The organism is uncultured Eubacterium sp. (assembly GCF_937958975.1).
In the GTDB taxonomy this organism is placed as follows: Bacteria; Bacillota; Clostridia; order Lachnospirales; family Lachnospiraceae; genus Eubacterium_G.
Map to the genome: position 1 here is coordinate 1 of NZ_CALGRE010000034.1, position 11,901 is coordinate 11,901.

Annotated in this window: 8 protein-coding genes and 1 pseudogene; 7 read left to right on the forward strand and 2 right to left on the reverse strand. The window is 36.4% G+C overall.

The genetic code is table 11. The features are described from left to right. The 3 genes and pseudogenes from Q5O86_RS05305 to Q5O86_RS05315 form a co-directional block, all read left to right on the forward strand. A pseudogene (locus Q5O86_RS05305) lies at positions 1–213 on the forward strand (carbohydrate ABC transporter permease); the annotation flags it as partial. A gap of 75 nt (positions 214–288) precedes the next feature. Next, entirely contained in the window at positions 289–2,586 is a 2,298-nt protein-coding gene (locus tag Q5O86_RS05310; RefSeq protein ID WP_302626106.1) for a glycoside hydrolase family 65 protein, read from the forward strand. Next, positions 2,583–4,766 (forward strand): glycosyl hydrolase family 65 protein, encoded by a 2,184-nt coding sequence (locus Q5O86_RS05315; protein WP_302626107.1) that lies wholly within the window; start codon positions 2,583–2,585, stop codon positions 4,764–4,766. The genes Q5O86_RS05310 and Q5O86_RS05315 overlap by 4 nt, the downstream gene beginning before the upstream one ends. A gap of 58 nt (positions 4,767–4,824) precedes the next feature. Here Q5O86_RS05315 and Q5O86_RS05320 read toward each other — a convergent pair whose 3' ends face one another. Next, positions 4,825–5,838 (reverse strand): LacI family DNA-binding transcriptional regulator, encoded by a 1,014-nt coding sequence (locus Q5O86_RS05320; protein ID WP_302626108.1) that lies wholly within the window; start codon positions 5,836–5,838, stop codon positions 4,825–4,827. A 153-nt stretch (positions 5,839–5,991) separates the two neighbouring features. Between Q5O86_RS05320 and pgmB the strand changes: the two genes are divergently transcribed. From pgmB to Q5O86_RS05335, 3 genes are read left to right on the forward strand one after another with little or no spacing between them, the layout of a single operon-like run. Beyond that, entirely contained in the window at positions 5,992–6,636 is a 645-nt protein-coding gene (pgmB, locus tag Q5O86_RS05325) for a beta-phosphoglucomutase (protein ID WP_302626109.1), read from the forward strand. Beyond that, the gene (locus Q5O86_RS05330; RefSeq protein WP_302626110.1) at positions 6,630–8,237 is read left to right on the forward strand and encodes a glycosyl hydrolase family 28 protein; all 1,608 of its coding nucleotides are present in this window, start codon (positions 6,630–6,632) and stop codon (positions 8,235–8,237) included. Before pgmB ends, Q5O86_RS05330 begins: the two co-directional genes overlap by 7 nt. A gap of 10 nt (positions 8,238–8,247) precedes the next feature. After that, positions 8,248–8,871: a discoidin domain-containing protein gene (locus tag Q5O86_RS05335; protein WP_302626111.1), complete on the forward strand. Its 624-nt coding sequence runs from the start codon at positions 8,248–8,250 to the stop codon at positions 8,869–8,871. A gap of 93 nt (positions 8,872–8,964) precedes the next feature. On the opposite strand, the gene Q5O86_RS05340 is transcribed toward Q5O86_RS05335, so the two are convergent. Continuing rightward, positions 8,965–10,494, reverse strand: coding sequence for a leucine-rich repeat protein (locus tag Q5O86_RS05340; protein WP_302626112.1), 1,530 nt, complete (start codon positions 10,492–10,494; stop codon positions 8,965–8,967). 259 nt (positions 10,495–10,753) lie between these two features. On the opposite strand from Q5O86_RS05340, the gene Q5O86_RS05345 reads away from it, so the two are divergent. Continuing rightward, entirely contained in the window at positions 10,754–11,515 is a 762-nt protein-coding gene (locus Q5O86_RS05345) for a hypothetical protein (protein WP_302626113.1), read from the forward strand. Positions 11,516–11,901: the final 386 nt, after the last annotated feature.

Here is an 11,901-nt window from a genome sequence, read left to right on the forward strand (position 1 = left end):
GCATGGTCAGATTTCCTGTTACCGTATTTAGTTCTGAACGGTTCGGGCAAGGAAACAGTAATGGTTAAGTTATATGCTTATTCAGCAGCGCATACAACACAGATAGATATGATTCGGGCGATATTCTTCTCGATTATCCCTCCGACAATCTTATTCTTGTTGTTCCAGAAGCAAATTACCGATGGTGCCGCAGGCGGCGCTGTCAAAGGATAGAAATAATATTAGTGTGCTGTCGGCATTTCCTCCTTTATGCCGACTAGCGTACTATATAAAAATGGAGTGAAGATTATGGCAAAAGTAGCAGACAAATATTTTAAAGTTGATGAATGGAAAGTTATTGAAGAAGGATTCAATCCGGAATATGGAGAGGTTTCAGAATCTATATTTTCACTTGCAAATGAATATTTGGGAGTGAGAGGTTATTTTGATGAAAGATATTCAGGAAGTAAGCTGATTGGAAGCTATTTCAATGGAATATATGAGATGACAAAACCTGAATATAATCATTACAAAGGAATTGCTGATTTTACTGAGTTTATGGTAAATTCAGTAGATTGGTTATACACAAGAATAGAAATGGACGGTGAACAGCTTGATTTGGCGACAGCTGATATAGAAGAGTTTGTCAGAGAACTTGATATGAAAACAGGTATTCTCAAAAGAACCTTTGTCTGGAATACAAAGTCAGGAAAAAAATTAGCTGTTAAATTTGAGAGATTTGTTTCAATGACGAAAGTTCAACGTTCAACTCAGAAAATTACCATAAAACCGATTGGATGCAGCGGTGAAATTTATATAACATCCGGTTTAGATTTTTCACAGATACATAAAAATGAAAATAAAAATATGTGGAATTGTGAACCGGGCATTATTGAAAACGGTGAGGATATATTTTTAGGAATTAATGGCACTACAATTAATACAGGATTAAAAGTCTTTGGAAGCTGTAAGATACATGCAGAATATAGTGGATTTGAAGAAATTTGTGAGGAAAAAATTGTTGCCGCAAAATTAAAGGTGGATTTAGAGGATGGTAAGGATTATACGCTTACTAAAGTTACGAATAATGTTACATTAAAAGATGATGGAGATTTAGGAGTATATGCAAAAGAGGTAGAGACCGTAAAAACTGAGCAGGAAAGCGCCTGTGCATTATATGCTAAGTTAGAAAAAGATACAATTGACTGGTGGACAAAGGTGTGGGAGAGTTCGGACATAACTATAGAAAATGATCCCGAAAACCAGCAGGGAATACGTTTTTGTATTTTCCAGATGTATCAGACTTATCATGGAGCAGTAGAAGGCACGAATATTGGAGCGAAAGGTTTGACCGGCGAGGCTTACAATGGTAATGCATTTTGGGATACAGAAACATATTGTCTGCCATTCTTTATCTTTAACAATCAGGAGGCTTCAAGAAACTTGCTTTATTTCCGCTATAAGACATTGGATGAGGCAAGAAAAAGAGCAGAAGTATTAGATTGTAAGGGGGCATATTATCCAATTGCAACGATAAGCGGTAAGGAGTGTTGTAATCTCTGGCAGCATGCAAGTCTCCAGCTTCAGGCATCTACAGCAGTAGCATATGGCATATGGTTCTATGAAAAGATGTTTGAAGATAAAGAATTTATAAAAAAATATGGATTGGAAATGCTTATTGAAATCTCCAGAATGCTTGCATCAAGAGGAGATTATGATAAAGAGGGAAGATATGGATACTATTGTGTTATGGGGCCTGATGAGTTCCAGATGATGGTACATAATAATTGTTATACAAATTATATGGGAAAATTCTCTTTAGAGTATACAATCCAAAAGATAAATGAAATCAAATCAGAAGACCCGGAGGCTTATAGCAAGGTTATTAAAAAGATTAACTTTGATGAAGCAGAAATGAAAGAATGGGAAAATATAGCAAAGAATATGATTATTCTTTATGATGACAATACAAAGTTATTTGAGCAGCATGATGGGTTCTTTAAGTTACCACATCTTGATGTTGACTCAATTCCTGTGGAGGATTTCCCACTTTATAATAACTGGTCATATGACAGGATTTACAGAAATGATATGATTAAACAGCCGGATGTATTGATGTTTATGTTGTTGTTTAATTCAGAATTTACAGAGGAACAGCTCAAAGCAAATTATGAGTATTATGAACCATGTTGTATACATGAAAGTTCATTGTCTCCTTCGGTTCATTCCATTTTAGCTTCACAATTAGGAAGAAGCGAAGAGGCATATAATTTCTTCCAGTTTGCTACAAGAATGGATTTGGATAATTATAACAGAAACACAAATCAGGGGATTCACACAACAAGTATTGCCGCAGCGTGGATGAATATTGTATATGGATTCGGCGGACTTAGAAGTGATGGAGATAAACTCTGCGTGGCACCGTCTGTTCCTGAGAGCTGGGGAGGATATTCGTTTAAGATTAGTTATAAAGGAACTGTAATTGAAATTAAAGTAGACAAGGAAAATGTATTTATTCAGACAAATGGTAATGAGTCCGTTTATCTAAATGTTTACGGAAATGATGTTGAGATAGATAGCAATGGCTATCAATGTAGAGTGGCATGATTGATTGGAAAATAAGAGAAGAAGGATTTGATAAAAACAAAATATCCTATTTAGGAAATAAACTTCTGATAGGAAATGGTTACATGGGGGTGAGGGGCACTCTTGCAGAATATAGCAAAGAAAACCTTGCGGCTGTGAATCTGGCTGGAATTTACGATAGAGTAGGTGACGGCTGGAGGGAGCCCCTTAACGCACCAAATGGATTTTATACATATTTAATTGTAGATGGTGAGGTCTTAAAGTTACCTGAAAAAGAACCGGAAGTACATTACACGGAATTGGACTACAGATATGGCATATATAACAGACATTCTGAATGGATTACATCGAGGGGAAGAATTTCTGTTGACAGCGAAAGATTTGTCAGTATGGAGGATGTTCATCTTGGTATTATGCGCTATAAAGTTATAGCAGATTTTCATGCGGATGTAGAAGTTGTGTATGGTATAGACGGGGATGTATGGGATATCAACGGACCACATTATGACAAATTAGAATATGATGAAAAAGAAATTATAGGCATTGTAGGCACGACTCACGAGAAGGGTTATAAAGTGTCTGTTTCCGCAGGTGATAAAACTAATTTTCCATGTGAAAAGAAAATCACGGTGGAGAATAAAAAAGTCCTTAAGGATATTAATTTTATAACAGAAGTGGACAAAGAGTATGTTATCGACAGATTCTTTAGTGTTTATACAAGTAAAGATTGTGAGGATTGCAGAAAGGCAGCTTCAAAGAATGTTCTAAAAGCATTGGAAGAAGGATATGAAACGGCAATCCAAAAACAAAAAGATAAATGGAATCGTCTTTGGAAATATTCGCAGGTGATTATTGAAGGTGATGACAAGGCGATGGAGGCTTTGAATTATTCCTTATATCATTTGCATTGTATTGCTCCAAGACATGCAGATAACCTTTCTATTGCAGCCAGAGGTCTTTCGGGACAGACATATAAAGGCGCAGTTTTCTGGGATACAGAAATGTTTATTTTAGAATTTTTTCTGATGACAGAGCCTAATGTTGCGAAAAGCCTTATGAAATATCGAATTGATTCGTTAGATGGGGCAAAGCAGAAAGCGAAAGGTTATGGACTGGATGGTGCATTTTATGCATGGGAGAGTCAGGAAGGCGGATATGACGCATGTTCAGATTATAATGTTGTAGATGTTTTCACAAAGCGTCCGATGAGAACGTTCTTTAAAGATAAGCAGGTTCACATATCGGCTGCAATCGTTTATGGAATGGGACGATATCTGGAAACCACAGGAGATACTTCACTTTTGTCTGACGGAGGAGCTCATACCATTATTGAATGTGCATTATTCTATTATAGCCTCTTATTGAGACGGGCAGGAGGGACTTTTTATGAGATTCATGATGTAATTGGTCCTGACGAATACCATGAGAGAGTGAATAATAACGGTTACACAAATCGAATGGCAAAATACACATTTGAGCAGGCGATAAACGTTATTGAAATAAAAGACCTGTTATCAGAGAGTGAACAGGTAATTTTGGACAGTTATGATTTGACTGTGCTAAAAGACAAATTTGTTGATGCTGCACAAAATCTTTATATACCGCAGGCAAATGAGAGTGGTGTCATACCACAGTTTGATGGATATTTTGATTTAGAGGATGTCAGCATTGAAGAAGTTCGGGGCAGGCTGTTAGACCCAAAGGAATATTGGGGCGGCGCATATGGAGTTGCCAGTCATACGCAGGTTATAAAACAGGCAGATGTAGTTACATGGCTTAATATGTTTTCAGAAGAATTTGATTTAGATGAGAAATTAAAAAATCTGGAATACTATGAGACAAGGACAGAACATGGTTCTTCCCTGAGCGCATGTATGTATGCATTGCTGGCATGTAAATGTAAAAGACCTGATAAGGCTTATGATTTCTTTATGAAATCTGCCTGTGCGGATATAAAGCAGGGTGGTAAAGAATGGGCAGGACTTGTTTATATTGGCGGTACGCATCCGGCGGCAGCAGGCGGCGCATATATGGTGGCAATTCAGGGATTTGGAGGTATAAGTTTCCGGGATGGAAATATTCAGGTAAATCCTAACCTGCCAAAAGGCTGGAACAGACTTTGTTTTAGAATTAATTATAAAGACAAATTATATGAAATAGATATCAATGAAGAGGAAACGCTTGTAAAAGAGTTGAATTAAATTATCAGAAGCAGCATTAGAGGTTTTTAGATTTGAAACCTCTAATGCTATTCGACAATTAAACTAATTTTTTTACGCTGTTCCGTTCAGTGATTGTTGTTTGAAGAGAAATCTCGTATGGATTTGGAGTTTTGTGTTCTAACAGCTGTAGCATGAAATCAACAGCAATACGTCCTTTCAAATCCATATCCTGATGAACAGAAGTGAGCGGTGGTTCAATTATGTTACAGATGTTTAAATCATCAAAACCGATAATAGAAATATCATCCGGAACATGCACACCAAGTCTGTGAAGATTGGCAATAATATTACCGGCAAGATAGTCGGCAGTCGTGACAACGCCTGTGATATCCGGGTGCTTTGCTAAAAATTTTGCAAAATTTCTTGTACCTTTTAAATCCATAGAACATTCAAAGACGAGTGAATCATCGAATGGTATGCCCGCTTTTGTAAGAGCATATTTATAACCGAGAAATCGTTCCATAAGAACGCCGCCATCTTTGATATGGAGAGAGGCAAATGCAATTTTCTTATGACCGTTTTGGATGAGATATTTGGTAGCGAGACTACTTCCGCCAAAATCGTCAAGCCCTACGTTACAGATGTTCTTGTGATGTACATAACTATCGACAAGAACGATGGGAATATTTAAAGTTGTTATTTCATCAAAGAAATCATCTTTAAAGATACCGGCGAGAAACAGACCATCGATATCCCAGGTATGCAAAAAGGCTTCTAATTGTTCGGATGTCTCGACTGTACGAATCATAAGATAGTAACCGTTTTCGCGGAGAACATGTTCGAGGATTCCGATAAATTTGGAAAGAAAAGGGTCTTCCATAAAATTGGCGCCCTTATCGGTCAGGACATGATTTATGAAGCCGATAACTTTTGATGATTTAGAGACAAGAGAACGTGCAGACATGTTTGGTACATATCCGAGTTCGTCAATGGCAGTATTAATTTTTGTCACAGTTTCTGCGGATACGCGACCTGATTTGCCATTAATAACGTTAGACACTGTTGTTGCACTGACACCGACTGCCTGTGCAATATCTTTAATTGTAACCATAATGTATGTTCCTTTCAAAGGTTTCTTTCAGTATAAATTCGTTTAACGTGAAACCATAGATTGATTTTAACATGTATTTTAAAATTTGAAAATAGTAAAAAACATTAATCAAATATAGATAAATATAAACTATAAATGAAAAAGGAGGAAAAAATGCAAGGAGTAATTTTTGATTTAGATGGCGTGCTTGTTTCAACAGATGAATTACATTATCAGGCATGGAAAAAGCTTGCAGATGAAATCGGAATCAGCGGTTTTAGCAGAGAAGATAATGTGAGACAAAGGGGAGTAAGCAGAATGGCATCCCTTGAAGTGGTTCTTGAAAAAGGAGATAAAGAATACACAGAGGAAGAAAAAATAGAAATGGCAGAGAGAAAAAATGACTATTACAAAGAAATGTTACAGTCATTAGATGACAGTGCAGTGTTGCCGGGAGCATATGATACCTTAAAAATGCTCAAAGACAGGGGGATATTGACAGCTGTCGGTTCTGCCAGCAAAAATGCACCATTAATACTTGAAAAGACAGGTATTCTCCCGCTTATTGATAAGATAAGCTGTGGACTTGATGTGACAAAATCAAAGCCTGATCCGGAAGTATTTTTAGTAGCTGCATCTAAGTTAGAACTCTCACCTGAGAATTGTCTGGTTGTGGAAGATGCAAAAGCAGGGGTTGAAGCTGCAGAAGCAGGAGGCATGAAATCTCTCGGGGTAGGACCTTTACATGAGGAACTTGGAGCGGACTTTCATTCAAGAACACTGGCAACAGTAGAAAATTGGGAGGAAATATTATGCTAAACGAAAACAAGAACACAAAAAAGAAGAAGGAAAAGCGAATCGGTGGAAGAGTTGGATTTATCGTAGGATGTGTGCTTATCTATTTATTAGCATTGGGTATTCTATGGGCAGCAATCAATCTTCCGGGTGCGATTAGCAGAATCTCAGAGAACAGCGCAATTAAAAATAGTAAAGTGGTTCTCTACGATGGACCAAAATCGCTAAAAGATGCTACGGCTGATGATTTGGCAGTTGTAACAGAGGCAGAAAGAGATATGTCACTAATGCATTCCACTGACACAACAGTTGCGGTAAATGGAAAAGATTGTTATGTCTATGAAACAAATGTAAATAATACACATACATGGGTGGGTTCTTATATGCCAAAGCAGTCGAGAACACCAATCACATATTTTGATTTTGATGGAACTGTTGAAATCACGGTAAAAGCAGAAAATATTGATATAAAATCAGTCACAGTCAGACCATTAAAATATGACATTAAGCCCGAAATTAATGTAAAAGAACATACGGTAACATTTCGGATTGATACACCGGATTCATATGCAGTTGAATTTAATAACAGTGTATCAAGAGCCGTACATATTTTTGCAAATGAAATCGAAGACCCGGATGATATTCCTGATGCAAATGATGAGGACGTATTTTTTGTAGGACCTGGTGAGTGGAATATTGAAAATATGGTATTATCTGATGGACAGACATTATATGTATCCGGCGGAGCGGTTATTCATGGTATTGCGAACGCAAACTTTGCCAAAAATGTTAAGGTTTGTGGACGAGGTATTATTGATTGTTCCAATTTAGAAGGATGGAAGGGAAGAGCTGCAAGCGTCCCATTGAAATTTGATAATTGTCAGGATGTAGAAATTGATGGTATCACAGTATTAAATGCAAATGCATGGTGTTTGCAGTTATATAATACAATTGGTGGAAAGGTAAATAATTTAAAGATGATTACCTCAAGACCAAATGGTGATGGTATGTCGCTTCAGTCCTGCAAGAGTGTGGAAGTTACAGATTCCTTTGTACGTTCATGGGATGATGCTTTAGTCGTTAAAAATTATGACCAGAACACAGACAATATAAAATTTAAAAATGTTCAGGTCTGGACAGACCTTGCTCAGTCTATGGAAATTGGTTATGAGACGAATAAGGGACAGAAAGAGAACTCAACAATTGATAATGTATTATTTGAAGATATAACAGTTCTTCACAACTTCCATAAGCCGGTATTGTCTATTCATAATGCAGACGATGCAGCAGTTTCTAATATCCAATATAAAAACATTGTTGTTGAGGACGCACAGCTTGGAAGAGGAGATGGTACGATGGAACTTATCGATTTCCAGATTGTAAACAATGCAAACTGGTCAACAACGGATAACAGAGGAACAATTTCTAATGTTACTATCGATGGTTTCAAAGTGTTAGATGGTAAAGATGGATTGAAAGTTAACTTTAAGGGATTTGATGCAGAGCACAATATTAAGGACGTTACAATTAAGGGTCTTGAGATTAAAGGAAAGAGTATCACAAATGACTCTGACAACGTATTCATTGATGCAAATACAACATCGAATATTAAGATAGAGAAGTAGGAGGACTGACATGAAGAAAAAAGGATTAATAGTAATAGCAGTGCTTTTGGTATTGTTTATTGGATTGGCAATAGCAGTTAAATCAGGTAATTCTACTACAAAAATGAGTGATAAGAATTTAACTGTAGTCACAGCGCCGGAGCAAAAAGAAGCGCAGGAAAATGAGCAGTTTACAGTTCCGGAATATAAATCAGCAGAAGTAAAGGGTGAAAACGTTGCGTTAAAGGGCAAGGCGAGTGCGAATGGATACACAGATGTTTATACACCTGTTTATGCAAATGATGGTGACAGAAATACTACATCTTACTGGGAAGGTGAAGGAAAAGGAAATGATGAGCTTACAATTGACTTAAAGAAGGCTTATAATGTCCACACAGTAAGACTTGCAGTTAATCCGGCAACAATCTGGGGAGCAAGAAAGCAGACACTCTCTATCAGTGTAAGTGAGGATGGAAAAGATTTTAAAGAGGTGGTTGCCTCAGCGGAATATGACTTTGACCCTAAGACCGGAAATGAGATTACTCTACCATTTGATGAAGTAAAGGCTCAGTATGTGCGTGTGACAATCACAAAAAATACAGGAGCTGTGGGTGGTCAGGTAGCCGAATTTGAAATTTATTCAAATGACAAATAAAGTATAAAAGGTAATACTTACCACATTAAAACACCCATATTATTGGATGACTTATCATTATCCAATAATATGGGTGTTAACTTTTGTTAAAAATCAATTCTCATCTTTGAAAGTTTTGAATTTTAATTTACTCTTTTTAGATACTTCTGAATTGTTAACTAATTTTGCATATTTTTTTAGTCTGCTTTCTTCAATTTTAAATTTTGCTTTTAGAGCAATACCTTTGAAGGCCTTTTTTCCAATTGTTTTTAAATCCGTGCAGCGCAATTTTATTTTATGAAGTTCTTTTAAGTTGTAAAAAGCTTTATCGCCTATTACTTCTACAGAATCGCCAATGATAACTGATTTTAGTTTGCTGCAATTGATAAATGCTCTTGCAGGTATTTCTTTGATTAGATTGCCTATTTTTAATGTTTCAAGTTTATATGCATAAATGAGACAATCATTTGACATGGACGTTACGTTGTAGGTTCGTTCTCCTATTTTTACTGTGGACGGAATGAATAAATCTTTTATATTTCCGTTATTGCATCCCGTGAACTGAACTTCGTCTCTGGATAATATTTTATAAAAATTATTGTCGACAGTAACCGTAGTTCCGATAGCAGAATCATATGTATATTTTCCGTCATACCATGAAGGTGTTTCAAATGACATTTCGTCCTCAAAAGAGATAACAGTCGGGGCATCACCACCATATTTCGAATACCAATTGAAAGGATATAAAACGTCCTGCCTCATATATGCTTTGGAAGTGTCGACTTTTTCGTCTTCATTTTTTCGTAATCTTCTTGCCACGACAACGGTACGATAATCATGTACTTCATAAGAACATGTAGATAATAGCAGAAGGTGGTCTTTTTCATTGACTGAAACAGGGCAATGATATAATGACCTCATTTCCATCTGATAAACAAATTCCATAAAATCATGCTTATCTTTAAATTTTCCGGTGAGATAGTTAAAATTCTGATTTTTTTTCATATCACCGGACAGGCGTACATAGGCAATTATTTTCCATTTTGATTCTTTGTATAAACTGTCAAAAGTAATTACCGGATGTTCCTTATAAAAGTTAATATCCTTGTATTTTAACAGTTGATGAAACATCATTCCCGTAGAATCCATATTGTGTCCGTGAATCAATATTGCTTTTGTCGGTTTTTCTATATTACAATGTCCATCAATGTAAAGAGAGCCGTTTTTGTCCTTGCTTCCCTCAAAATCACGGTCTAAATAAAAATCAGAACCATTAAATGCCTGCATTACAGGATAATCAATATTTGTGCCGGGAATATTTAACCATCCCTTAATATCGCTGTTATATTCTAAAAGTTTAGAAAATTTAAGTAGAATACCATTAGAATCCTTTGCTCCCGATTTATGATTTTTATCGAGGGAAATATCAATAGAATTATCTTTCGGGTTAAAACTGCCTGTTGTTTTTTCCATGGTATTATCAGAAGCAGAATAGTATATCTGCCGGTATTTTTCTGTGACCTGTCTTGAATGTTCCGGTTGAATAATTAAGTAGTAAATAAGAAAGAAGGCACATCCGAAAAACAAAACAAGAGAAGATATAACAAGCGAACGCCTTATTATTTTTTTTAGATTTGTACTCATGCTTTCCTCCTAAAATGATTATAGACATAGAAAATATGTTTTGCAACGAGAAAAAAAGGAAAATTTATCATAGAAAGTTGTCATTTAATACTAAAAACAATATGGGTTGAAAGGTTTTTTTATGCAATATATATAAAAAAAGAGAGGTTTTTTAGTGATTTCGCCTCTTTCAAATTCATTGACAAACATTATCTATAATGTTAAGATAGGTTTAACGTTAAACGAGTTAAAAAAACGTAATGATGTGGAGGTATTAGAAATGAAGAAGACATTTAAAAAACTTTTAACAATTGTTAGTGCTGTTGTATTACTTTGCAGCATGAGTTCATTTGTATATGCGGCAGATGACGTAGTATTAAATGATTCAGGAAGCCCATTTATAAAGACATTTGACCCAGGTGATAAGGGTGATTACAAATATATGGGATACGCTTACTGTTTTGAAGTAGGCCCTGAGTACAAGTATATGAAAATTACATATACAGGTGATAAGACAGCTTTTGATGAACTTCGTTTAGAGTTTGTTGTTAACTCAGACCCGGGTGATGAAATTAAGCTTACACCGGTATGGTTCAGAGAGAATGAAGAAGGAACAGTCCTTACAGTAGAGGGTAAAGAAGTTCCGGCTCCATCAGATAAAGAGCAGACAGCTATCATCGACCTTGAAAAATCAGGTATTGATTTAAAGACAGGTATCAGAGCTTTCCATATTCATGATACACCGGGTAAGGGTTCATTTAAGATTATTGATGCAAGACTTATGACAAGTGCTCCGGGAGCGAAAGACACAGGTTCATCAGATAATACTAATTCAGGTGATGATAAGAAAGACACAGGTGATAACAGTAAGTCAGCACAGGGTGGAGCAACGGATAGTGCAGACAACACAGCAACATCATCTAAAGGCTCAACAAATGCACCATCAACAGGTGCACCGATATGGCCAATTGCAGCAGCAGTAGGTGGTATCGTAGTTGCAGGCATCGCATTTGGTGTTTCAAGAAAGTTTAAAGAAGACTAATTTATGAACATAATCGGGTGTTAGGGGTGGTTTTCTGACACCCGATAAAAGATAGAATCAAAAGTCTATATTTTTATGAAAGGACAGGGGTAAATTATATGAGAAAAAGATTAATTAAAAAATGCTTAGTTTATGCATGTATCGGTGCATTAGCTATTGCAAATCTTCCGGCAGGAAACCTTCCGGCAGCGCAGGTAAGTGCAGCAGAGGAAACTGTAAAGGAAGTGAAATTACAGTTGGGACAGGATGGTGTAGACAAGGTAGGTCCACAGTCAGTATCAGGTGGATATGCATACCAGGGAGGATTTTCAATTCAGATCGGAAGAGCACACGTCAGAACTCCAGTCACATACGCAGATCTCGTATGCCGTCTTCTGCTTGAAAAA